The sequence below is a fragment of the Spongiactinospora rosea genome (assembly GCF_003315795.1).
Lineage (GTDB): Bacteria > Actinomycetota > Actinomycetes > Streptosporangiales > Streptosporangiaceae > Spongiactinospora > Spongiactinospora rosea.
In genome coordinates, this window is record NZ_QMEY01000005.1 from 131,767 (window position 1) to 154,938 (window position 23,172).

The window sequence follows — 23,172 nt, forward strand, 5'->3', positions numbered from 1 at the left end:
GTCACCGGTGGGCCCCCGTGTCGTGCGCCGACCCCTCCACGAGCAGCGCGAGGTCGCGGATGGTGGTCCGCTCGAACAGGTCGGCGACGGTGATCTCGACGCCCAGCCGCTCACGGATGCTGGACGCGAGGTAGACCACGGTCAGCGACTCCCCGCCGAGGTCGAAGAAGTCGTCGTCGATGCCGATCTCGCGCACTCCGAGCGCGTCGCTCCACAACGTCACCAGCGCCGTCTCCACCGCGGTGCCCGGGGGCACGAAGGCGACGCCCTCCGGGCGGGCGGTGTCGCCTGTGCGGTTCCCGGCGGCGGCCACCGCGGCGACCGCGGCCTGGTCGAAGGCGCGGCTGCGCTCGATCCGGGCCGACAGCGGCCCGATCGTGGTGATGACCTGATGCGCGGGCCAGGTGGCGAGGATCCGCGAGAACAGCGCCCGGCCGTCCTCGGTGGCGAGCATGGACCCGCCGCCCGGTGCCGCGCCCGCCTTCCGCGGCGCGCTCGCGGCCGGGGCGGTGACGCTCCGGCAGCTGTAGCCCGCCACGGCGACGCACACGTTCCCGGCGTCGTCCACGATGGTGATGTCGGCCTCGATGAACTCCGGCCGGGCCGGATCTGAGCGATAGGTCTGCACGGCCCAGCAGTGCCGGGGCAGCGGGGCCCGCACCTCGACCGTGCGGTAGGAGAAGGGCAGGTAGGTGTGCCCTTCGGGGCTGGGCACCCCGTACGACGCGCGGTCCAGCAGCGCGGGATGCACGATGAGGTCCGCGGTGTCGGCGGGTTGTTCGGCGGGCAGGCTCAGTTCGACCAGGCCGCGTTCGCCGTCGGACCAGCAGCCGGTCACGACCTGGAAGTTCGGGCCGAACCGCACCACGTCGTCCTCCGGCGCGGTGCCGCGCTCGCTCAGCCCGGCACGGCAGGCGGCCAGGTCGACGGCGGGGGGCGGGTCCGTGACGCCGAGGTACACCGTGCCCCTGCACTGGACCCTCTCCTCAGGCTCTCCGGCGGAGCGGAAGGCGATGGCGAAGTCCCAGGTGGCAGGCCCGGCGCCGGGGGTGAAGGAGATCCGCCCGGTCGTCTCCGCGGACACGAACACCGGGTCGATGAAGAGCACGTCGGCGATCCGCACCGCGGTCTTTCCCCAGGCGTGGCGGGCGCAGGCCGTCACCATCTCCAGCAGGCCGGTCCCCGGCAGCGAGCCCGTACCGTCGATGCGGTGCTCGGCCCACACCCAGTGCGCCTCCGGCCGCAGCAGCACCTCGAACTCCTTGGCGTCATCGTCGTCGCGGGTCATGGCGTCCACCAGCGGGTGGCCGACCGGCGTCCGCCACGCGGCCTCGCGGGCCCGGCTGAACCGCAGGAACGCCTCGGACCCACCGGCCTCCGACACCATGCCGACGTCGCGCCAGCCCCACCAGTTGATGGAGACGAAGCGCGGCTCGCCGTCCGCGTGCGCCGCGGCGAGCGCGTCGAGGTACAGGTTGGCCGCCATGTAGTCGCAGTGGCCGTAGTCGGCGCTGAGCGTGACGATGGACGAGAACAGCGCGACGAAGTCCGCCTCCGGGAGGCGCCCCTCCCCGGCCAGTTCCGCGAGGACGCTCGCCCCGTCCAGCTTGGCGGCGAACACCGCGTCCGCGGCGATGTCGTCGTGCACGGCGAGCAACTGCCCGCCCGGCACCCCTGCCGCATGGACGATGCCGTTGACCTCGCCGAACTCCTTCTCCGCCAGCGCCAGCACCTCGATCACCTGGTCACGGTCGCCGATGTCGGCGGCGACCGTCATGACCTCCCCGCCCGCGGCCTCGACGCGCCGGACCCCGGCGATCCGCCCGCGGGTCCCGGCGTCGGTGCCCGGCGCGTCCAGCAGGGCGGGCCACCGTTCGCGCTCCGGCATCGCGGTCCGTGCCACCAGCACCAGCCGGGCCCCGGCGGTGGCGGCCAGTTCCTCGGCCACCGCCAGCCCCAGGCCGCCCAGCCCGCCGGTGATGACATAGACGCCCCCCTGACGCAGCGGCGGCAGCGCAGGCGGCCCCGGCGGCTCCGGCAGCGGGGTGAAGGACTGGACCCAGCGGCGGCTGCCGCGCAGCGCCACCCGGTCCGCCGGGCCGTCCGCCGTCACCTCGGCGACCAGGGCGGAGGCCAGGCGGCGGACGGGCGCGGTGGCGTCCGCGTCGATCTGGCGGACGGTCACCGACGGCTGCTCGCGCGGCAGCGTCAGCAACGGGCCGAGCGCGGTCACCGCGGCCGGTGTGGCGGGCTCGCCGTTGACCGACCACACGCGATCGGTCACGCCGATCACCTCGGTCCCGGGCGGGCAGTACCGCACGAGGGCCTGGGCGACCGCCGCCATCCGCCGGTACACGCGGCGCGCGACCGCGCGCTGATCGAGGTCGTGCGCCCCGGCGTTCAGGCCGTCCAGGTACACGATCCGGTGGATCCGCGGCGAATCGTCCGCCGTCAGCCGCTGCAGGCACCGCTGGACGTCGGCCGGCGAGTCCAGGTCGAGCGGCGTCCCCCGGCCGGACCCGGCGATGGTGACCGCGACACCGGACTCGGCCGCCGCCGCGGCCACGGCGTCCGCGAGGTCGCGGGGGCCGCCGACGAGCAGCCAGTGCTCCCCGGCGACCGGGCGGGCGGCGGGGCGCGGCTCCTGCCGCCAGGAGGGCACGTACAGGTTGTGGCGCGCCATGTCCGGCTCGGCCTCCTCGTCCGCGCCGGGGCCGGTGTCGGGCTCGATCCAGTGCCGGGTGCGCTGGAAGGGATAGGACGGCAGCGCGACGCGCCGCCGGACGCGCGAACGCTCCAGCCGCTCCCAGTCCGGCTCCACGCCGGTGGTCCACAGGCGGGCCGCCGCCTTGAAGAGGCCGGCCTCGTCGTCGCCCCCGCCCGGCATGCCCGCCACCGGCACGCCGGGCGTCCCGGCGTCCAGCAGGTGCCTGCGGACGAAGCCGGTCAGCGTCCCGCCGGGGCCCACCTCCAGGAAGTGGCCGTGACCGGCGAGCCGCAGCGTGCGCACGCCCGCGTCGAAGCGCACCTCGCCGCGCAGCTGCGCGGCCCAGTACGCCGGGCTCGTGGCCTGCTCCGGGGTGATCCAGTCGCCGGTCAGGCCGGACACGAACGGCACCTCCGGCGCCCGCAGGTCCATCTCCGCGAGCGCCGCCGCGAACTCCTCCAGCACCGGTTCCATCAGCTGTGAATGGAAGGCGTGCGACGTCCGCAACGGCGTGCCGGTGATGCCGAGATCGGCGAGGTCTTCTGCGAAACGGTCGATGGCCTCGCCGGACCCGGCGACCACGCACGCCGCCGGGGAGTTCGCCGCGGCCATCTCGACATCGCCGGGCAGCATCGGCCGCACGGCGTCGGCGTCCAGCGGCAGCGCGAGCATCGTGCCGCGCGCGGTGGCCTGCATGAGCGCGCCGCGCCGTGCGACCGCGCGCAACGCGTCGGGCAGCGTGAACACGCCGGCCAGGTGGGCCGCCGTGAGCTCGCCGACGCTGTGCCCGAGCAACGCCGCCGGGCGCACCCCAAGGCTCTCCCACAGGCGGGCGGCGGCGTACTGGGTCACGAAGACCGACGGCTGGGTGATCGCGGTCTCGCGCAGCCGTGCCGCGGCCTGCCCGTCGCCGGGGTCGGCCAGCAGGAGGTCGCGCAGGTCGAGGCCGAGCGACGGCGTCAGGAGATCGGCGCACTCGTCCACCGCGTCGCGGTAGACCGGGTAGGCCCGGTACAGCCCGCGGCCCATGCCGGGGGTCTGCGCGCCCTGGCCGGGCAGCAGCAGCGCGACGCGCGGATCGCCCGGCCCGGCCTCGCCGCTCGCCGCGAAGGGTGCGTCGGGACCGGCCCGCAGCGCGTCCGCGGCCTCCGCGCGGGTACGGGCCACGACGGCGCGGCGCCGCGCGAACCGGGGCCGGCCCTCCTGCAGCGTGTACGTCGCGTGCGCCAGTTCGAGGGAGTCGTCCTCCAAGGCCCCCGCGAGCCTGCCCGCCGCCTCGTCCAGCGCCTGCGGGGTCCGGGCCGACACGGGCACGAGCCGCCACGCGGCCGGCTCGGGCTCGGCGGGCCGCCGCGCCGCGCCTTCGAGGATGACGTGCGCGTTCGTGCCGCCGATGCCGAAGGAGCTGACCGCGGCCCGGCGTACCGCGTGCCCGGCGTCCCAGGCGGCCGGTTCGGTGGCGAGCACGAACGGTCCCTCGGCCAGGTTCAGCGCCGGATTGACCTCGTCACAGTTGATGGACGGCGGGATCAGCCCGGTCCGCAGCGCGTACAGCGTCTTGATCAGGGAGACCGCGCCCGAGCCCGCGCCGAGGTGGCCGACGTTGCCCTTGACCGATCCCAGCCGGCAGAACCCCCGGTCGCCCGTGTAGCGGCGGTAGACCGACGTCAGGGCGGCCACCTCGATGGGGTCGCCGACGACGGTGCCCGTGCCGTGCGCCTCCACCATGCCGATGCTGCGGGGGCCGATCCGGGCGTCGGCGAGGGCCGCCTCGATCAGCTCCATCTGCCCGGCCACCCCCGGCGCGGTGAAACCGGCCCGGCGGTCGCCGTCGTTGTTGACGGCCGAGCCGAGCAGCACGCCGTGGATCGTGTCACCGTCGGCGAGCGCGTCGCGCAGCCGCTTGAGCACCACGGTCGCGCCCCCGTCGGCGAAGACCGTCCCGGAGGCGTCGGCGCCGAACGGCCGCACGTGGCCGTCGGCGGAGTTGATGCCGCCCTCGCGGTACACGTAGCCGCCGCCCAGCGGCAGGTCCACCTGCACCCCGCCCGCGACCACGACATCGGCCTGGTGGGCGCGCAGGCTCTGCACGCCGAGGTGGACCGCGACCAGCGAGGTCGAGCACGCCGTGTACACCGAGACGCTGGGCCCGGTGTAGCCGAGCCTGTAGGAGACCAGCGGGGCGATGTAGTCGGGGCTCGTGCCGATCAGGACGCTCGACTCCCCGACGGCCCTGCGCACCGACCGGTTGCGCAGCACGTGTTCCCGCCCGTAGGTGCCGAGCGCCGATCCGCCGAGCACCGACACCCGCCCCGGCATCGCCCACGGGTCGTGGCCCGCGTGTTCCAGCGCGGTGTAGGAGAGTTCGAGGAAGAGCCGGAACTGCGGGTCGCAGATTTCCGCCTCGCGCCGGGTGAGGCCGAAGAACTCGGCGTCGAACGCGTCGAGGTCCCGCGCGCTCGCGCCGACCGGCCGGTAGCCGCGTTCGCGCAGCCTGTGCTCGGGGACGCCGCGTGACCGCATCGCCTCCTCGTCCAGCGGCCCGATCGATTCGGTACCGGCGCAGAGGTTGCGCCAGAAGGCGTCGGCGTCGTCGGCTCCCGGCACCCTGGCCGCGAATCCGACGATCGCGATCTCCCGTTCATTCGTGGACATCCATGCTCCTTTCGCAGGGGGCTTGCTCACCGGGGCCGGCTCATCCGAGCAGGGCGCCCCCCAGGCGGCGCTCGCGCCGGATGGCGAGGTCGAACACGATCGTGGCGATCACCGCCCAGGTGACGGTCACCGCGATCTCCCACCCGCACTGCGCCAGCGCGAACGGCAGATCCATGCCGGGCTCCAGCACCGCGCGCAGGGCCGCCAGCGCGTGCGTGTACGGCATCGCGGACATCACGGCCCGCACGGCGTACGGCAGGGCGTCGAACGGGATGACGAACCCGCCGCAGATCATGATGAGGAGGTAGGAGACGTTCAGCGCGAACCAGTGCGCGCCCGCGGTCTTGACGACGAGCGCGGCGACCGCGCCGGCGAAGAAGTACGCGGAGGTCGCGCCCAGCGCGATGACCGGCACCGCTAGGAGGATCGCCGCCGGGGACAGCGCCACCCGCAGGACGGCCGCGCCGGCCGCCAGGGCGACCACGGACGAGGCGGTGCCGGTCAGCACGGTGTACAGGCCGCGCGCCGCGAAGGCCGGGAAATAGCCGGTCGGTGAGATCACGACCAGCCCGGCGGTGCCCATGTGGCGGTCGGCGGCGGCCCACACGATGATGGACATCGCCTCCAGCACCGCGATCACCGCGGCGCTGCCGATCAGCATGAACCGCACGTCGGCGGCGCCCCTGGCGAGCAGGCCGCTCAGGCTGAAGAAGAGCACCTGCGCCACGACGCGCGTGAGCCAGCCGAACACCCATGACCGCCAGGTGTGGACGGTGCCGAGGTCGGAAAGGCCCAGGCGCAGCGACCAGCGCAGGACGCGCAGCGCCCGCCTCATGCCCGCCCCAGCGTCCCGTGCCCGCGGGCCCGGTCCACCAGCCGGGTCAGCAGCAACCACCCGGCCGCGAAGGTCAGCGCGGAGACGGTGAACAGCCCGGCGATCTGCATTCCCACATCCCGGGGCGCCTCCGGGTTCAGCGCCGCGCGGAGGAGGTCGGCGCCCCAGGACAGGAAGACCAGCCGGGAGACGGGCTGGACCCACTCCGGCAGCAGCGAGACCGGCACGACCAGGCCGCCGAGGATGAAGAACGGGTAGGTGAAGGCCACCTGGAGATAGACCACGTTGCGCGCGTACACGAACAGCGCGGCGATCAGGGTCCCGACGGCGGCCATCCCGAAGGTGATCAGCACGATCCCGGCCAGGAACAGGCCGGGGTGCGGCACCTCGATCGCCTCGCCGAAGAACAGCAGCGTGGCCAGCCAGACCTCGGGCACCACCAGCAGGGCCACCGCGGCGACGGTCGTCACCCGCCCGATGACCACCGTGGGGAAGGGCGCCGGGGCCGCCGCGGTCAGCTCGAACGTGCCGAACCGCCGCTCGTTGGCGACCACACCGCCGCTGATCTGGACGCAGAGGTTCCACAGGCAGACCAGCGTGGCGCCGAGGGCCGCCTGGGCCGTCAGCTCCTCGTGCCCGCGAGCCCGGACCACCCCGGCGAACAACAGGACGAACAGCGGGGCCAGGACGAACGACTGCCGCTCGTCCAGCCCGCCGCGCATCAGCCACCACTGCAGTCGCGCCGCCGCGCGAACCGCTCGCATCTCAGGCGTCCGCGCGCGGGCCGAGAAGGTGGGCGTAGGCCTCTTCCAGATCCGGTAGCGAGGTGCGCACCCGGGTCACGCCCGCGTCCAGCAGCAGGCGCAGTACCGCGGCCGACACGCCGTCGGCGCCGGTCTCCACCCGGACCCAGCCGTCGGGGCGGCGCTCGGCCGCGAGGACGCCCGCCACGCCGGTCAGCTCCGCCAGCAGGGCATCGCCGACGCCGTGGGCGTCCACCCGCTCATGCCGGGTGAGCGCGGCCCCGAGCGTGGCGGGGGTCTCCGTGGCGATCACCTTGCCGCCGCCGATCAGCGTGACCCGGTCGCACAATTGCTCGGCCTCGGCCATGTCGTGGGTGGTCAGCAGGATCGTGCGATCCCGGCGCAGCTCGGAGATCATTTCGCGGAACGTCTTCGCGCCGATCGGGTCGAGCCCCGCGGTCGGCTCGTCCAGTAACAGCAGGCGCGGGTCGGTGACCAGGCCGCGCGCCAGATGGAGGCGCTGTTTCATGCCGCGGGAGTAGGTCTCGATCCGGTCGTCGGCGCGTTCGGCGAGCCGGAGGCGGTCCAGGAGGTCCGCGGCCCGGCGTCGTGCCACGGCGTCGGCGACGCCGTACAGGGCCGACCAGTACATCAGGAACTCGCGGCCGGTGAGCCGGTAGTACAGGCCGCGTTCGCCGCCCATCACGACGCCGATCAGCGGGCGCAGCCGCCTCGCCTCGCGTACGACGTCCATGCCGAGGACCGCCACCGAGCCCGTGGACGGCGTCAGCACCGTGGAGAGGATCTTGCAGAAGGTGGTCTTCCCGGCCCCGTTGGGGCCGAGCAGGCCGTGCAGTTCGCCTTCGGCGATCTCCAGGTCGACGCCGTCCAGTGCGACGACCTCGGTCGCCGCTCCGCGCAGGAGCCGTCGTCGTCGGGTGTAGGTACGTCCGAGGCCGCGTACGACCACCGCTCGCCGGGCCGTGCCGTCATCCTCTGACAGTCGTCGCGGGCGGGGGTGAATTCCCACGTGATGGCTTCCCTTCCGGTGCCGGGCATACCGCTGCCGGACAGGGGACGCTATTGGGGAGGCCGGTTGTGACAGGAGTGACGGAATTTTTTCCGGTGTTCGCCACCGCCGAGGTCAGCGGTCGGTGGCGGGTTCCGGGACGGCGTCCTCGGCCGGCCGGGCGGTGGGCAGGATGGCGCGGATGCCGGGGCCGCCCGCGACGGCGACGACGACGGCGAACACCGCGGGGATCACCAGGGCGGCGGGCAGCGAGAAGGACTCGGCCACGAACCCCAGCGCGGCGGGCCCGGCCAGCAGGCCCGTGTAGCCGAAGGCGGTGACCAGGGCCAGCGCGCGGCCCACCGAGTCGCCGGAGGCGCCGACCGCGCTGAAGATCACCGGGATGACCGTGGCCAGCCCGACGCCGGCCAGCCCCCACCCGGCCCACGCGCACACCACGGCCAGCCCGGCGGGGACCGCGCCCGCGGCCAGCACGAGGGCGTAACCGCAGGCGGCGAGGACGCCGGCCAGCCGGATCGTGCGCACCGCGCCGAGCCTGGCGCGCAGCGGGTCCCCGAGCAGCCGCACGGTGGTCATCGCCACCGAGAAGATCGTGTACGCGAGCGGCGCGAGTGCCGGGTCGGCGTCGAGCACCCAGCGGGCGTGCAGGGCCGCCCAGTCCATCGCCGCGCCCTCCGACAGGTGCCCGGCGAACGCCACCACGCCGAGCACGGCCACGATCCCCCAGCGGGTCGTGCCGGAGAGCAGCGTCGCCTGGGCCGCGCGCGGGGGCTCGACCGCCGGGCCGAGCAGCCGGGCGCACGGCAGGTAGGCGAACGGGACCACGACGGCCGCCGCGATCAGCAGGACCTGCCCGTCGAGGCCCGCCTGCAGCCCGGCCGCGGTCATCAGCCCGCCCGCCGCGCCGCCGAGGCTCCACACCCCGTGGAACGCCGAGACGATCGGCCGCCCGTACCGCCGCTCGACCTCCACCGAGTGGGCGTTGATCGCCACCTCCACGGTGCCCAGGCCGATGCCGAAGACCACCGCGAGCACGGCGAGCCACAGGTAGCCGGGTGCCAGGGCCGGGCCGATCACCAGGACGGCCGACAGCGGCCCGGTGAACCAGGACACCCTCCTGCTGGAGTACCTGTCCACCAGCGGCCCGGCGAGCAGCATGGCGACCAGCGCGCCCGCGGCGACCAGCAGCAGCACGGTGCCCAGCCGGGCGGGGCCGAGGTCGAGTCGTTCGTTGAGCGCGGGCAGTCCGGCCGACCACATGCCCACGGTGATACCGAGTAGGAAGAAGTAGCCGAAGACGCCCATCCGGGCGCGCACGGTGACCCGATCAGGACGGGGGAGTTTGTGCACCACTAGAGCTTATTAAGTGGTCTGACCACAAAAAACCTGTTTTTATCGCGACCAATGTGGGCAGAGGGGGGCGGGCCCGATCCCCCCGGGTACCGCGCAGCCGGCGTGGCGGACGGGCGGACGTGCCCGGATGTGGCCGCCGCGGATGATCACCACACCGCTGACCTGCGCTTGCGCTTCCCGTTCCGGTGAGGGTGGGTATGGACCGCGGTGGCCCCCGAAACGGATGAATCCACTCAATCCTCTGGGGGACCCTGTGGCCGGTGAAAGTGACGACAAGCAGCGGCAACTGGACGATTACCGGATCGACTCCACCGACACGCGAATGACGACGGACCAGGGCGTCCGGATCGATGACACCGACAATTCGCTGTCGGCGGGGGAGCGCGGCCCGACCCTGCTGGAGGACTTCCACTTCCGGGAGAAGGTCACCAGGTTCGACCACGAGCGGATCCCCGAGCGCGTGGTGCACGCGCGCGGCGCGGGCGCCTACGGCAAGTTCCAGGCGTACGACGACTCGCTGGCGGAGTACACGGTGGCGCGGTTCCTGTGCGACCCGTCGCTGGTCACGCCCACCTTCGTGCGCTTCTCCACGGTCGCGGGCTCGCGCGGCTCGGCCGACACCGTGCGCGACGTACGCGGCTTCGCCACCAAGTTCTACACCCATCAGGGCAACTACGACCTGGTGGGCAACAACATGCCGGTGTTCTTCATCCAGGACGGGATCAAATTTCCTGACTTCGTCCACGCGGTCAAGCCGGAGCCGCACAACGAGATCCCGCAGGCCCAGTCGGCGCACGACACGTTCTGGGACTTCGTGCAGCTCCAGCCGGAGAGCCTGCACATGATCATGTGGCTGATGTCGGACCGGGCGATCCCGCGCAGCTACCGCATGATGCAGGGCTTCGGCGTGCACACCTTCCGGCTGGTCGGCGCCGAGGGCCGGGGCACGTTCGTGAAGTTCCACTGGAAGCCGGTGCTCGGCACCCACTCGCTGGTGTGGGACGAGGTGCTGCGCATCCAGGGCAACGACCCCGACTTCAATCGCCGGGACCTGTGGGAGGCGATCGAGCGCGGCGCGTACCCGGAGTACGAGCTGGGCGTGCAGCTCGTGCCGGAGGCCGACGAGCACAAGTTCGACTTCGACCTGCTCGACGCCACCAAGATCATCCCCGAGGAGGAGGTCCCGGTACGCCCGGTCGGCAAGATGGTCCTCGACCGCAACCCCGAGAACTTCTTCGCCGAGACCGAGCAGGTCGCCTTCCACACCGCCAACATCGTGCCCGGCATCGACTTCACCAACGACCCCCTGCTCCAGGGCCGCAACTTCTCCTACCTGGACACCCAGCTCATCCGCCTGGCCGGGCCGAACTTCCCGCAGATCCCGGTCAACCGCCCGATCGCGCCGGTGCACAACGACCAGCGGGACGGCTACCACCAGCACATGATCCACCAGAGCCGGACCAGCTACTCGGTCAACTCGATCAGCGGCGGCTGCCCGATGACCGCCGCCAAGAGCGGGGAGTGGGACGGGGTCTTCCAGCACTACCAGGAGCGGGTGGACGGCAACAAGATCCGCAAGCGCAGCCCCAGCTTCGAGGACCACTACAGCCAGGCCACGCTGTTCTGGAACAGCATGTCGCCCTGGGAGAAGCAGCACATCGTGGCGGCCTTCCTGTTCGAGCTGGGCCACGTGGAGCGGCGGTACATCAAGGAGAAGGTCCTCGCCCACCTGATCCACATCGACCAGACGCTGGCCGAGGGCGTCGCTGCGGGGCTGGGGCTGGAGGTGCCGCAGGGCGGCACCGGCAACCACGGCAAGATGTCGCCCGCGCTGAGCCAGGCGAACGCGCCGCGCGACACGATCGCCACCCGCAAGATCGCCGTCCTGGTCTCCGACGACACCGCCGCGAGCGAGCTGGAGCCGGTCCGCGGCGCGCTCACCGGCCAGGGCGCGATCTGCGAGATCCTGGCCCCGCACGAGGGGACGGTGGCCGGGCTGACCGCCGACCGGCAGCTCACCACGGCCTCCTCGGTGCTCTACGACGCGGTGCTGCTCGCCGACGGCGGGGGCCTGGCCGCCGACGCGTACGCGGTGCACTTCGTGCGCGAGGCGTTCAAGCACGGCAAGGCCGTCGCCGCGCTTCCGGGCGGACGCGCCCTGCTGGAGGCGGCGGCGCTGCCCCCGGGCCCGGGGGTGGTGGGACCGGACACGACCGGCGACGCGTTCGAGCGGGAGTTCGGCGCGGCCATCGCCGCCCACCGGCACTTCGACCGGGACATCTCCGGCGTACCCGCCTGAGAGCCCCTGAAGACCGGCACGCGGGTCACGCCGGTGACCGGTGCGGGAGCGGCCGGGCAAGTACGATTGCCTGGTGACCGAAATGACCGAAACCGTGCCCGGCTGGCTCGCTCCCGGCGAACTGGAGTCGATCCGCGGGCGGATGCCGATCCTCTACGTCGACGCCGTCCCCGTGCGGCTCGACGAGTGCGGCGCGGTGACCCGCGTCGGCCTGCTGCTGCGCATCGGATCGGACGGGGCGGTCAGCCGTGCCCTGGTGTCCGGGCGGGTGCTGCTGCACGAGCGGGTGCGCGACGCGCTCATGCGCCACCTGGAGAAGGATCTCGGCCCGGTGGCGCTGCCCCAGGTGCCGCCCTCGCCGCAGCCGTTCACCATCGCCGAGTACTTCCCGACGGCGGGGGTCTCGCCGTATCACGACCCTCGCCAGCACGCCGTGTCGCTGGCCTACATCGTGCCCGTCGCGGGCGACTGCCGCCCCCGCCAGGACGCGCTCGACCTCATCTGGTTCACCCCGGAGGAGGCGGCCTCCCCGGCGGTGCAGCAGGAGATGACCGGCGGGCAGGGCGTCCTGCTCAAGCAGGCGCTCGCCCACGTCGGCCGGCTTCCGTGAGGCGGCGCGCACAGGGGTCCTGAACCGGCAAGCCCGGTGTCCGGCTGGGGAAAGACACAGCCGGGCGTGACGCGGTTCACTCTCGGGCATCGACCGGTGAAAGGAACCGTTAACAATGCCCGAAAACGCCTCGAACGAGTTCTGGAAGGACCTCAAGCCCATCCAGAACTCCCAGAAGCCCGACGCGTTGCCCGAGGTCTACCTCTCCCAGGTGGCCACCGACGACGACCGGTACTACGTGCCGTTCACGGACACGGTCGGCTCCCGCCCGCTGTGGATCAACGTCAAGGACAACAGCTGGGCCGACATCCTGCGCGCCAAGGAAGCCGGGCTGGTCAACCGCCACTACCACCCGCACGAGGTGTTCGCCTACACCATCTCCGGCAAGTGGGGATACCTGGAGCGGCCCTGGACGGCCACCGCCGGCGACTTCATCTACGAGGCCCCCGGCGAGGGGCACACCCTGGTCGCCTACGACAGCGGCGAGCCGATGAAGACCTTCTTCATCGTCAAGGGCCCGCTGATCTGGCTGGACGAGGACGGTAACCCGCAGGGCCACTTCGACGTGCACGACTACATCGCCATGTGCCGCGAGCACTACGAGAAGGTCGGCATCGGCGCGGACTACGTCAACTCCCTCTTCCGCTGACCGCGCCATGACCACTCACGACGCGGGTCACGCCGCGGGCCGTCAGGCCGACCGGTACGAGAACCGGCTGCTGCTCATCCTGTTCCTGGCGTTCGGATTCGTCTTCTTCGACCGCCAGGCGCTCGCCTTCCTCGCCCCCTACATCGACGCCGAGATCGGCCTGACCAACGCCCAGCTCGGCACCCTGTCGGGCGTGCTCGCCCTCACCTGGGCGCTGGCCGGGATGGTCGCGGGCCGGCTGTCGGACCGCCTCGGCCGCCGCAAGCCCATCCTTATCGCCGCGGTCCTGTGCTTCTCGCTGTTCTCCTCGGCCTCCGGGCTGATGGGCGCGTTCGCCGGACTGCTCGCCGCCCGCGCCCTGATGGGCGTGGCGGAGGGCGCGGTGCTGCCGATGGCGCAGTCGCTGATGGCCGAGGCGTCCAGGGAGAGCCGCCGCGGACTGAACATGGGCCTGGTCCAGGGCTCGTCCGCGGGCCTGCTGGGCGGCATCCTGGCCCCGCTCGTGGTGGTCTGGCTGGCCGAGACCATCGGCTGGCGGGCGGCGTTCTTCGTCACGATCATCCCCGGGCTGCTGATCGCCGCGTGGATCGCCAAGTCCGTCAAGGAACGCCCCCCGGTGTCCCGGCTGGACACCGCGGCGGTGGACGAGCCCGCGCTGCCCAAGCCGCCGCTGGGCGCGGTCCTGAAGCTGCGCAACATCGTGCTGTGCATGCTGATCGCCTGCTGCTACCTCACCTGGTTCATCATCCTGATCACCTTCACCCCGACCTTCCTGACGACGGTCAAGGGGTACGACCCGGGGACGATGAGCGGCGTCATGACCTGTCTCGGGGTGGCGTGGGTGCTGTGGGGGTTCCTCACCCCGGGAATCTCCGACCGGATCGGCCGCAAGCCGGCGCTGATCCTTTTCAGCGTGCTGGCCCTGATCGCGCCGTTCGCGCTGGTCTACGTGAGCGATCCCGTACTGCTCGGCGGGCTCATGATCCTCACCTACACCGGCCTCGGCTGCTTCACGCTGTTCATGGCCACCATCCCGGCCGAGACCGTGCCGCGCGGCGCGCTGGCCACCGCGCTCGGCCTGATCATGGGCGTGGGCGAGCTGGCCGGCGGGTTCCTCGCGCCGGTGATCGCCGGGTGGGCCTCCGACCAGTGGGGGCTGTCCACCGCGATGTTCATCGCGGCCGGCGGCGCGGCGCTGGTGATCGTGTTGTCGTTCGGGCTGCGCGAGACCGCGCCCGCCGTACTCCGCCGCCGCGGCGCGTCCGCGGCCGTGGCCGGGGAGGCGGTGTGAGGGCGGCCGTCTGGCACGGCGCCAGGGACGTGCGGGTCCTCGATGTCGAGGTACCCGCACCCGGCCCCGGCGAGGTCACCATCGCGGTGGCCTACTGCGGCATCTGCGGCAGCGACCTGCACGAGTACGCCGACGGGCCGCACGCCATCCCGGTCGGCACCCCGCACCCGGAGTCGGGGGTGGCCGCGCCGCTGATCCTCGGCCACGAGTTCTGCGGCGTGGTGACCGCCGTGGGGCGGGCCGTGCCGGGCCTGTCGCCCGGCGACCGGGTCGCGGTCGAGCCGCACTACCGGTGCGGGATGTGCCCGCGCTGCGCGGCGGGCGAGTACAACCTGTGCAGGCACTTCGGGTTCGCCGGGCTGATGGGGCACGGCGGGCTGGCCGAATGGGCCACGCTGCCCGCGTACATGCTGCACAAGCTGCCCGAGACCGTGTCGCTGGAGCAGGCCGCGGTGTTCGAGCCCGCCGCGGTGGCGCTGCACGCGCTGCGCCGGGCGAACATCCGCCAGGGCGAGACCGTGACGGTCCTCGGCCTGGGGCCGATCGGCCTGCTCATCGTGCTGCTCGCGGCGCGGTACGGCGTCGCGCGCCGGATCGTGGCCGCGGACGTGCGCCCGTCACGGCTGCGGCTGGCCCGCAAACTGGGCGCGACCGAGATCGTGGACGTGCGCGAGGCGGGCGCCGAGGCGCTGCGCGTCGCGGCGGGCGCGACCGGCGAGGGCGCCGATGTGACCTTCGAGGTCGTCGGCAAGGAGGAGACCCTGCGCACCTGCCTGGCGGCGACCAGGCGGGGCGGCCGGGTGATCTTCGTCGGTCTCGCCGAGACCGTGACCCTGGACGCGTTCGCGCTGGTCAACAACGAGCAGTCGATCATCACCACGGTCGGCTACCGGGACTGCTACCCCGAGCTGATCCGGCTGGTCGCCGAGGAGGGCGTGGACCTCGCCGCGGTGGTCACCGCCACGATCCCGCTGGCCGACGTGGTCGAGCGCGGTTTCGAGGCGCTGCTGGACGGCGGCGGCGACGAGGTCAAGATCCTGGTACGTCCGGGCTCGGGCCGGGGGGCGCCTCGATGAGCCCCGTGTTCCACCCGGACCTGCTCGCCGGCCGGAACGCCGTCGTCACCGGCGGCACCTCCGGCATCGGGTCGGCCACGGCCACGCTGCTGGCCGGCCTCGGCGCGCGGGTCCTGGCCATCGGCCTGCCCTCGCGCGATGAGAGCGGCCCGCCCGCGCACGAGCGGGTGCGCGTGGTCGAGCAGGACATCACCGACCGGGCGGCGCTGACCCGGCTGGTCGCCGACGAGGCCGCGGGGCCCGGCGTGGATCACCTGGTCAACTGCGCGGGGGTCAGCCTGGACCGCGAGGAGTACGACATCGAGCGCTGGCAGCGGGTGATCGAGGTGAACCTCACCTCCGTGCTGGTCGCCTGCCAGGCGGCGCGCGGCGGCCTGGCCCGGGGCGGCGGCGCGATCGTGAACGTCTCCTCGATGTTCGCCTTCACCGGCAGCCGGGACCGGCCCGCCTACAGCGCCAGCAAGGGAGGCGTGTCACAGCTCACCCGTTCGCTCGCCGCGGAGTACGCGCCCGACGGCATCCGGGTCAACGCGGTGGCCCCCGGTTTCGTGGTCACTCCGCTGGCCAGGGGCCTGCTCGACGACCCGGTGGCGTCCGCGGCCGTGCGGGCCCGCATTCCCGCCGACCGGTACGGCCGTCCGGAGGAGATCGCGGCGGTGATCGCCTTTCTGTGCTCGCCGGCCGCTTCCTATATCAATGGCGCGGTTATACCGGTAGATGGTGGATATCTGGCTGTTTAAGGGTTATGTTGCGCTCTCATATGCCCCGCCCTGTGACGAGGGAGGAGACCGAGATGGCAGTCGCCGTGATCTCGCGCGCCACCACCGAGGCGGTCGATCCGGAGGAGCGCATCGGATTTTGGGAGGAGTACAACCGCAAGGCCCTTGTCGGCCTGTCCTGTACGTCCTACTCCGAGCGCGGCCTGCTGGCCCGGCAGACCAACTTCCAGGTGGACGGCGTACGGCTGGCCGAGATCGCCGGCAACGCGCACGTGGTCGAGCGCACCCCCAAGGTGGCCAAGACCGCGCCCAAGGACTCGGTCTTCGCCACGCTGCTGGTCAAGGGGGAGGCGGTGTTCCTGCACGAACGCGGCTGCCTGGCGGTCAACGCGGGCGAACTGGTGCTCTACGACACGCGCCAGCCGTACCTGTTCGGGTTCTCCTCCGACATGCGCCAGATCCTGGTGGACATCCCGCGCGAGCTGTTCGCCCGCACCTGCCTGGCCGGCAGCGTGCCCGCGCCGATGCACTTCGGCAGGGGCTCGGCCCGTGAGGGCACGCTGCTGTCCACGCTGCGGGCGCTGCTGGACGGCCTGCTGGCCCCGCAGCGGCACACCCCCGTCCCCGGCTCCGGCGACAACCGCCCGGGCGGCGCGGACGCCATCATGGACCTGATCCGCCTGCTCGCCCTGGACCGGGCGGGCGGCGGGGCGGGCGCCACCGGGCTGCTCAGCCAGTTGATCATCGCCGAGGACTACATCGAGCGCCACCTGCACGACCCGTGCCTGACGGCCGGGCGGGTCGCCTCGGTGATGGGCATCTCGGTCCGCCACCTCAGCCGGGTCTTCGAGTCCGCGCAGACCACCCCGTCGCGGTACATCCTGCAACGGCGGCTGCTCAAGGCCCGCCACCAGCTCGCCGATCCGGCATGCCGGGACCTGACCATCGCCGACATCGCCTACCGCTGGGGCTTTTCCAGCCAGGCCCACTTCGCCAGGGTCTTCCGCGCGCAGTTCGGCCAGACCCCGAGCGAGACCCGCGCCGCCACCATCTGATCATCGCCCGATGGCCCGGCGGAGTACACGCATGCCCATATACTCGGATCCGAGCGATCGGAAGCGAGGATTTGATGAGCACGCGAAGAAAGGTGTCCAACCTGCTGGGCCTGGCGGTCCTCGGGCTGCTCCTGGAAAGACCCATGCACCCGCACGCGATGGCCGCGGAGTTCCGCGAGCGCGGCCTCGACCACGCCTTCAAACTGACCACGGGCTCCCTGTACGACACGGTCAACGCGCTGGTGCGGGCCGAATGGATCAGCGCGGTGGAGGTCACCCGCAGCGGCAACCGGCCCGAGCGCACGGTCTACGCGCACACCCCTGTGGGGCGCCAGGAGTTCCTGCGCTGGCTGGACGAGCTGCTGCGCACGCCCGCGCAGGAGTACCCCCGGTTCGTGTCCGCCGTGACCTATCTGGGCGCGCTCGGCAAGACGGGCGCCCGCGAGGCGCTGCTGGCGCGGTCGGCCGCGCTGCGCACGCTGATCGACGACGCGCGCCGCGCGCACGCCGACGTCCTGGACGGCGGGCGGGCGCCCCGGCTGTTCGTCATCGAGGTGGAGTACGCGGTGCGCATGTACGAGGCCGAACTGGGCTGGGTGGAGGAGATCATCGCCGACATCGAGACCGGCGCGCTGGAATGGCCGCAGGCCGTGGCGACCGAGGCCGGTGAGCTCCGTGGCTGAGCCGCCGGTGCTCGTGGTGGGCGCGGGCCCCGCCGGGCTGATGACGGCCGCCGAGCTGGCCCTGGCGGGCGTGCCGGTGACGATCCTGGAACGCCACCCGAGCCACCCCGGTCACAGCAGGGGCTTCAACCTCAACCCCTACAGCCTTGAGGTGCTGGACCGGCGCGGGATCGTGGACCGGTTCCTGGCCGAGGGGCCGACCGTGCCGTACACGATGTTCGCCGACCCGAGGCTGCTGCTCGACCTCACCGCGATGGCCGCGGGCCACCGCCACGTCCTGGGCATCGCCCAGGCGCGCGTGGAGGAACTGCTCGCGGACCGGGCCACCGAGCTGGGCGTGCGGATCAGCCGCGGGCACGAGGTCACCGCGCTGGAGCAGGACGAGGACGGCGTCACTGTGACCGCGCGGACCCCGGAGGGGGAGCGGCGGATCAGGGCCGCGTACGTCGCCGGCTGCGACGGCTCGCGCAGCGCCGTGCGCAAGCTCGCCGGGATCGGCTTCCCCGGCACGCCCGCGACCCGGTACACGATCCTCGCCGACGCCGAACCCAAGGTCGCCGGTGACCTGCCCCTCGGGGTCACCACGGGCCCCGGCGGCGCGGTCCTGGTCATCCCCAGGCCGGGGTACGTCCGGATCGTCGTCAAGGACCCCGCCGCGCCGGAGGATCGCGACGAGCCGGTGACGGCGGAGTACTTCCAGGCCGCCCTGGACCAGGCGCTCGGCCGTCACGTCCCGCTGTCCCCGCCGCGCTGGCTGAGCAGGTTCGGCGACGCGGCGCGGCTGGCCGACCGCTTCGTGGCGGGCCGGGTGGTGCTGGCAGGCGACGCCGCGCACATCCACCCGCCCGCGGGCGCGCTCGGCGTGAACGTCGCCCTGGCGGACGCGGTGAACCTCGGCTGGAAGCTCGCCGCGACGGTCCAGGGCCGGGCCCCGGACGGGCTGCTCGACTCCTACCACGCCGAACGGCACGCCGCGGGGGCCGCGGTGCTCCGGTACACCCAGGCCCAGGCCCTGCTCGGCGGGGACGACGAACGGCTCGCCCCGCTGCGCGAACTCATCACCGAGCTGACCGCGCTCGCGCCGGTCAACCGCCACCTGGCCGAGGCCGTGACCGGCATCGGCACCCGGTACGCCATGCCGTCCGGAAGCGCCGCAGGGGAGGACCACCCGTGGCTGGGCCGCCTGGCCCCCGACCTGAAGCTGACCGGGCTGGACGGGACGCCCACCGGCCTGGCCGCGCTGCTGCGCGCGGGACGCGGCGTCCTGGTGGACTGCGCCGACGGGACGTTCGCCGCCGCGGCGGCGGGCCGCGTGGACACGCTCAGGGCGCGCTGCGCGGACGAACCCGGCCTCGCGGGCCTGCTGGTCCGGCCGGACGGCCACACCGCGTGGGTGTCCACCACGCGGGACCCCATGCCTCCGGCCACCCTGGAACACGCGCTGACCACGTGGTTCGGGGCGGGCGAAGGTAAAATCTCGGCGTGCGAAACCCCGTGCCGGTAGGGGAATACGTTAAGGGGCCGTGGCGGGCACTTGCACGCTCCCGGAGCGCCGCCTAACTTTCTAGGCGTTGACGGGGAAGTGAAACGAAGATCCGTTTCCGCCCCGTTCCCCGACGGCCGGAGCACCTCCGTTCCGCCGAGGTGGGTTCGCCGCCACGCTGACGTGGCCGCCCCGCTCCCTCCGGCCCGGCCGAACGCACCGCGGGCATCGCGCGCGTGAGTCCCTACCTCCTGACGACCGGCCTACCTCTCCCAGGCCGGGGGTCACGGCTCCGCGCGCGCATGCCCCGCCGGCCGTACGTGCCCCCACGTTGCCCCCCACGTTCCCCTTGGAGTAGCAGCATGCCCCGCATCACGACTGACCGTCTCCTGCGTGACATCCGCACCGCCACCGCCGCCGGACTGCTCGCCGCCGTCACCGCCGTGACCGGCTTCACCGCCGCCGCCGCGCCGGCCCACGCCGACCACGGCGGGGCCGCGCAGAGCACGCAGAGCCGTACCGCCCCCCTGACCTACGGCCAGGACGTCTCCGGCTACCAGGCCGACCACGACTGGGCGGCCAGCCCCGCGACCTTCGGCATCGTCAAGGCGACCGAGGGACTGACCTTCACCGACCGTTCCTTCGCCCGGCACTGGCAGCAACTCGACGCCAAGGGCATCGTGCGCGGCGCCTATCACTACGCCCATCCCGGCAACGACCCCGTGGCCGAGGCCGAGCACTTCCTGTCCGTGGTGAACGCCCAGCCCGCCAAGCCCGGCGACCTGCTCGTACTGGACCTGGAGACCACCGACGGCAAGTCCGCCGCCGAGGTCAACGCCTGGGCCAAGACCTGGCTGGCGCACGTGAAGTCCAAGACCGGCACGGCCCCGCTGTTCTACAGCGGCTGGAACTTCGCCGACACCCACGGCGCCGGGCTCGCGGAGTACCCGCTGTGGGTGGCCCACTACAGCAAGGACAAGGGCGCGATCACCCCGCCCGCCGACTGGAAGTCCTGGACCATCCACCAGTACTCCGACAAGCCCATCGACCAGAACGTCTCCGCGCTGACCCCGGACAAGCTGCGCTCGCTCGGCCGTCCGGCCGCCTGAGACGCAGGGGTCGGCCCGAAACGCGCGGGCCCCGGGGAGCAGACCGTCAGGTCGCTCCCCGGGGCCCGTTCCGCATGTCCGGCCGGGTGCCGGGAAAGTCGGCCTATCCGGTGGCAGAGCCGCATTGTCGGGATCTGCCGGGGGCTTGGGGTGTTCGCGGGCGTTCGCCGGTCACCATGGCCGAGATTTGAGATGACTTTGGCTCGCGTTGGCCTGCCGTGACGGCCGTGGAGGGGCGGGCGTCTTCACCATGTGTACATGCCGCGGCCATGATCACCCTCGGTCGCGGTGGTTCCTGTCCCACAGCACCTCGAAATCAGGAGTGTTCACATGGTGAAACGCGTGATCATCGCGCTGGCCGCCCCGGCGCTGTGCGCCGCCGGGCTGCTCACCGGCGGCCCCGCCGCCGCCGCGTCGCCGGCCGGGTTCTCGGCCCAGACCTCGGCCCGGACCTGGGCACAGTCGCCGATCGAGTGCCGCCTGCAGACCGTCAGGGACGGCCGCGGCTCGTTCGTCGAGTGCCGCGAGCACGGCACGTACGTCCACTGGATCCGCTGCAAGACCCACCCCGACAGCAGGACGACCGAGGACATCACCAGGGAGTTCACCGGTACCCGCGACCTGCTGCTCTGCGAGCCGGGAACCCGCGTGGAATCCCACTCCATCGGCGCCTAGCGGACGCCGTGCCGGCGGCGCCGTCCTTCCGCAGGGCCATTGCGGAGGGCGGCGCCGCCCGGCGCGTCAGACGGGGGAGCCCGCAGGCCGCCACATCGGCCAGAACGGCGTGCCGTCCGGCAGGTGGAACGGCTCGCGGGACTGGTACCCGTGCCGCGTGTACAGGGCGCGGCTGCGCGAACTGCTGGCCTCCAGGTACGCCGGCACGTCGGGACCGAGCCGCGCATGGTGGTGGCGCAGCAGCGTGCTGCCGAGCCCCGCGTTCTGGTGGGAGGGGTGGACGGCCAGGAACGCCAGATGGTGGTGCGGCTCGGCCGGATGATGCTTCTCGAACAGCGTGTCCAGCACGCGGAACCGCTCGGTCCACTCCCCGCAGGCGGCCACCAGGCGGCGGTCGTAGTCGTCCGGCTCGGGCAGCGGCACGGTACGCGGGAACCAGACCGCGGCGGCCACCGGCGCCGCATCCTCCCCGACGACCTCGATCCGCCCGTGCTCCACCGCGTGGTCCACGAAGATCCGGAAGTTGTCCACCATCACCCTGTGCCGGTCGGCGGCGGCGGGCACCAGGTAGGAGGTGGCCGCCAGCCGGGCGAACGCGGTGGCGATCAGCTCGGTGACCGGACCGGCCTCGGCCGCCGCGGCCGGACGTACCGGGGCGCTCATGGGGCACCTCCCGTGACCGCCTTGGCCCCCATGCCGACCCGGCCGTAGACGCCGGGCTGGATCGACCGCAGGATCAGCGCCCAGCCCACGCCCAGCAGGGCGGCCACCACGTAGATCGCGGGCAGCGCCCACCGCAGCGGGTTGCCCTCTTCGACCCCGAGCAGCGTGGCGAAGTTCGCCAGCGCCAGGATCACCATCGTGGCCAGCGCCACGGTGGCGAGGACCGGGGCGATGACGCGCCGCCAGGTGCTCTCGCCCGTGGGGTTCCTGGCGAAGAACGCGAGCACCGACACCGAGGTGGTGGCGATCAGCAGCAGCACGCCGAATCCGCCGAAGGTGCCCGTGTAGAAGAACAGGTGCACCAGCGGGTCCAGCCCCGCCATGGCGTAGATGACGATCGCGAGGAGGCCGAGCGTGCTCTGCGCCAGCGACCCGACCTTGGGCGCGCCCGTGCGCCGTCCGGTCCGCCCGAACGCGGCGGGCAGCACCCGTTCGCGGCCGAGCGCGAAGAAGTAGCGGGCGGTGGTGTTGTGGAACGAGATCATCGCGGCGATCAGGCTGGTCAGGAAGAGGACCCTGGCGATGGTCACCACCGTGTCGCCGAGGTGCGCCGTGGCCATCACGAAGATCGTCTCGGGGCCGTCGCGGCGGGCGGCGTCCACGATGCCGTCCGGGCCGGCGGCCACCGTCATCGCCCACGACGAGAGCGCGTACAGGATCGCGATGATGGCGACGGAGGCGTACGTCGCGATCGGCACGGTCCTGCGCGGGTCGCGGCTCTCCTCGGAGAAGACCACGGACGACTCGAAGCCCACGAACCCGGTGGTGGCGATCACCAGCAGCGCGCCCACGCCGGGGGCGAACAGCGCGGCGGGCGACAGCGCCGCCGCCGCACCCCCGGCCGCCGCGGGATTGAGCAGGTCGGCCGCGTCGAACAGCAGGATGACCGCCACCTCGGCGGTCAGCAGCACGGCCAGCAGCCTGCCGTTCACATCGACCCGCATCACGCCGAGCACGGCCACCAGCAGCCAGGCGGCCAGCGCGATCAGCCACCAGGGGATCTGCAGTCCGGCCCACTGCACGAGCAGCGGGGCCGCCGTCGCGCCGAGCGCGCCGTACAGGCCGACCTGCAGCGCGTTGTAGGCGATCAGGGCGATCCAGGCGGCCCCCACGCCCGCCGGGCGGCCCAGGCCGTTGGTGACGTACGCGTAGAAGGCCCCCGCGTTGGCGATGTGCCGGGCCATCGCCACGTAGCCGACGGAGAACAGCGCCAGCACCGCGCCGACCACCAGGAAGGCGATCGGCAGGCCGGTGATGCCGGTCACCGCGTACGCGGTGGTGACCACGCCCGCCACGACGGTGAGGGGGGCCGCCGCCGACAGGACGAAATAGACGACCGACGGCGCCCCGAGGCGGTCGGCGGCCAAGGCTCCGGCGATGGTGTCCGTGCCGGAGCCGGGATGATCGATGAGCATCGCGTTCCTCTCTGGATGCGTGTCTCCGGGAGGGGGGAGGAGACGACCGCAGGTAAGGTGCG

General features: G+C 72.9%; 18 protein-coding genes. 11 read left to right on the plus strand and 7 right to left on the minus strand.

The features are described 5' to 3' along the window. Position 1: 1 nt before the first annotated feature. From DP939_RS14850 to DP939_RS14870, 5 genes are all read right to left on the minus strand, one after another. Positions 2–5,362: a type I polyketide synthase gene (locus DP939_RS14850; RefSeq protein ID WP_113981278.1), complete on the minus strand. Its 5,361-nt coding sequence runs from the start codon at positions 5,360–5,362 to the stop codon at positions 2–4. A 40-nt stretch (positions 5,363–5,402) separates the two neighbouring features. Further along, positions 5,403–6,197: a hypothetical protein gene (locus DP939_RS14855; RefSeq protein ID WP_113981279.1), complete on the minus strand. Its 795-nt coding sequence runs from the start codon at positions 6,195–6,197 to the stop codon at positions 5,403–5,405. After that, positions 6,194–6,961 (minus strand): ABC transporter permease, encoded by a 768-nt coding sequence (locus tag DP939_RS14860; protein ID WP_113981280.1) that lies wholly within the window; start codon positions 6,959–6,961, stop codon positions 6,194–6,196. Before DP939_RS14860 ends, DP939_RS14855 begins: the two co-directional genes overlap by 4 nt. A gap of 1 nt (position 6,962) precedes the next feature. Further along, a complete protein-coding gene (locus tag DP939_RS14865; protein WP_225878255.1) occupies positions 6,963–7,970 on the minus strand; it encodes an ABC transporter ATP-binding protein in 1,008 nt (335 codons plus the stop codon). 114 nt (positions 7,971–8,084) lie between these two features. Beyond that, positions 8,085–9,320 carry an MFS transporter gene (locus DP939_RS14870; protein WP_225878256.1) on the minus strand — a complete coding sequence of 412 codons (1,236 nt, stop codon included), beginning with the start codon at positions 9,318–9,320 and terminating at the stop codon, positions 8,085–8,087. 226 nt (positions 9,321–9,546) lie between these two features. Between DP939_RS14870 and DP939_RS14875 the strand changes: the two genes are divergently transcribed. The 11 genes from DP939_RS14875 (at position 9,547) to DP939_RS14925 (ending at position 20,972) form a co-directional block, all read left to right on the plus strand. Further along, on the plus strand, positions 9,547–11,622 hold the full coding sequence (locus DP939_RS14875) for a catalase (RefSeq protein WP_113981282.1): 2,076 nt from the start codon (positions 9,547–9,549) through the stop codon (positions 11,620–11,622). A gap of 73 nt (positions 11,623–11,695) precedes the next feature. Further along, positions 11,696–12,232 (plus strand): NUDIX hydrolase family protein, encoded by a 537-nt coding sequence (locus DP939_RS14880; protein ID WP_263972316.1) that lies wholly within the window; start codon positions 11,696–11,698, stop codon positions 12,230–12,232. 115 nt (positions 12,233–12,347) lie between these two features. Continuing rightward, entirely contained in the window at positions 12,348–12,881 is a 534-nt protein-coding gene (locus DP939_RS14885) for a 2,4'-dihydroxyacetophenone dioxygenase family protein (protein WP_113981283.1), read from the plus strand. 7 nt (positions 12,882–12,888) lie between these two features. Beyond that, positions 12,889–14,172 (plus strand): MFS transporter, encoded by a 1,284-nt coding sequence (locus DP939_RS14890; protein ID WP_113981284.1) that lies wholly within the window; start codon positions 12,889–12,891, stop codon positions 14,170–14,172. After that, positions 14,169–15,248 carry a 2,3-butanediol dehydrogenase gene (locus DP939_RS14895; protein WP_113981285.1) on the plus strand — a complete coding sequence of 360 codons (1,080 nt, stop codon included), beginning with the start codon at positions 14,169–14,171 and terminating at the stop codon, positions 15,246–15,248. The genes DP939_RS14890 and DP939_RS14895 overlap by 4 nt, the downstream gene beginning before the upstream one ends. Beyond that, positions 15,245–15,988: an SDR family NAD(P)-dependent oxidoreductase gene (locus tag DP939_RS14900; RefSeq protein ID WP_113981286.1), complete on the plus strand. Its 744-nt coding sequence runs from the start codon at positions 15,245–15,247 to the stop codon at positions 15,986–15,988. Before DP939_RS14895 ends, DP939_RS14900 begins: the two co-directional genes overlap by 4 nt. Before the next feature lie 53 nt (positions 15,989–16,041). Continuing rightward, positions 16,042–17,022 (plus strand): helix-turn-helix domain-containing protein, encoded by a 981-nt coding sequence (locus tag DP939_RS14905; RefSeq protein ID WP_113981287.1) that lies wholly within the window; start codon positions 16,042–16,044, stop codon positions 17,020–17,022. A gap of 74 nt (positions 17,023–17,096) precedes the next feature. Continuing rightward, entirely contained in the window at positions 17,097–17,705 is a 609-nt protein-coding gene (locus DP939_RS14910) for a PadR family transcriptional regulator (protein ID WP_113981288.1), read from the plus strand. Further along, entirely contained in the window at positions 17,698–19,209 is a 1,512-nt protein-coding gene (locus DP939_RS14915; RefSeq protein ID WP_199565176.1) for an FAD-dependent oxidoreductase, read from the plus strand. The genes DP939_RS14910 and DP939_RS14915 overlap by 8 nt, the downstream gene beginning before the upstream one ends. 341 nt (positions 19,210–19,550) lie before the next feature. Continuing rightward, complete coding sequence (locus tag DP939_RS14920; protein WP_113981289.1) at positions 19,551–20,297, plus strand: glycoside hydrolase family 25 protein; 747 nt, start codon at positions 19,551–19,553, stop codon at positions 20,295–20,297. A gap of 330 nt (positions 20,298–20,627) precedes the next feature. Beyond that, positions 20,628–20,972: a hypothetical protein gene (locus tag DP939_RS14925; protein WP_113981290.1), complete on the plus strand. Its 345-nt coding sequence runs from the start codon at positions 20,628–20,630 to the stop codon at positions 20,970–20,972. 66 nt (positions 20,973–21,038) lie between these two features. Here the strand turns inward: DP939_RS14925 and DP939_RS14930 are convergent, their stop codons facing one another. Both DP939_RS14930 and DP939_RS14935 read right to left on the minus strand, forming a co-directional pair. Next, positions 21,039–21,635, minus strand: a complete 597-nt coding sequence (locus DP939_RS14930) for a GNAT family N-acetyltransferase (protein WP_113981291.1) — start codon at positions 21,633–21,635, stop codon at positions 21,039–21,041. Further along, positions 21,632–23,110: an APC family permease gene (locus tag DP939_RS14935; RefSeq protein WP_113981292.1), complete on the minus strand. Its 1,479-nt coding sequence runs from the start codon at positions 23,108–23,110 to the stop codon at positions 21,632–21,634. The genes DP939_RS14930 and DP939_RS14935 overlap by 4 nt, the downstream gene beginning before the upstream one ends. Positions 23,111–23,172 lie beyond the last annotated feature (62 nt).

What these genes read in the sequence shown, in the direction of transcription:
- DP939_RS14890 (WP_113981284.1), top strand. Translation starts at nt 12,889, where the DNA reads ATGACCACTCACGACGCGGGTCACGCCGCGGGCCGTCAGGCCGACCGG.
- DP939_RS14935 (WP_113981292.1), bottom strand. Translation starts at nt 23,110, where the DNA reads ATGCTCATCGATCATCCCGGCTCCGGCACGGACACCATCGCCGGAGCC.
- DP939_RS14875 (WP_113981282.1), top strand. Translation starts at nt 9,547, where the DNA reads ATGAATCCACTCAATCCTCTGGGGGACCCTGTGGCCGGTGAAAGTGAC.
- DP939_RS14925 (WP_113981290.1), top strand. Translation starts at nt 20,628, where the DNA reads ATGGTGAAACGCGTGATCATCGCGCTGGCCGCCCCGGCGCTGTGCGCC.
- DP939_RS14855 (WP_113981279.1), bottom strand. Translation starts at nt 6,197, where the DNA reads ATGAGGCGGGCGCTGCGCGTCCTGCGCTGGTCGCTGCGCCTGGGCCTT.
- DP939_RS14900 (WP_113981286.1), top strand. Translation starts at nt 15,245, where the DNA reads ATGAGCCCCGTGTTCCACCCGGACCTGCTCGCCGGCCGGAACGCCGTC.
- DP939_RS14920 (WP_113981289.1), top strand. Translation starts at nt 19,551, where the DNA reads ATGCCCCGCATCACGACTGACCGTCTCCTGCGTGACATCCGCACCGCC.
- DP939_RS14905 (WP_113981287.1), top strand. Translation starts at nt 16,042, where the DNA reads ATGGCAGTCGCCGTGATCTCGCGCGCCACCACCGAGGCGGTCGATCCG.
- DP939_RS14930 (WP_113981291.1), bottom strand. Translation starts at nt 21,635, where the DNA reads ATGAGCGCCCCGGTACGTCCGGCCGCGGCGGCCGAGGCCGGTCCGGTC.
- DP939_RS14910 (WP_113981288.1), top strand. Translation starts at nt 17,097, where the DNA reads ATGAGCACGCGAAGAAAGGTGTCCAACCTGCTGGGCCTGGCGGTCCTC.
- DP939_RS14850 (WP_113981278.1), bottom strand. Translation starts at nt 5,362, where the DNA reads ATGTCCACGAATGAACGGGAGATCGCGATCGTCGGATTCGCGGCCAGG.
- DP939_RS14885 (WP_113981283.1), top strand. Translation starts at nt 12,348, where the DNA reads ATGCCCGAAAACGCCTCGAACGAGTTCTGGAAGGACCTCAAGCCCATC.
- DP939_RS14860 (WP_113981280.1), bottom strand. Translation starts at nt 6,961, where the DNA reads ATGCGAGCGGTTCGCGCGGCGGCGCGACTGCAGTGGTGGCTGATGCGC.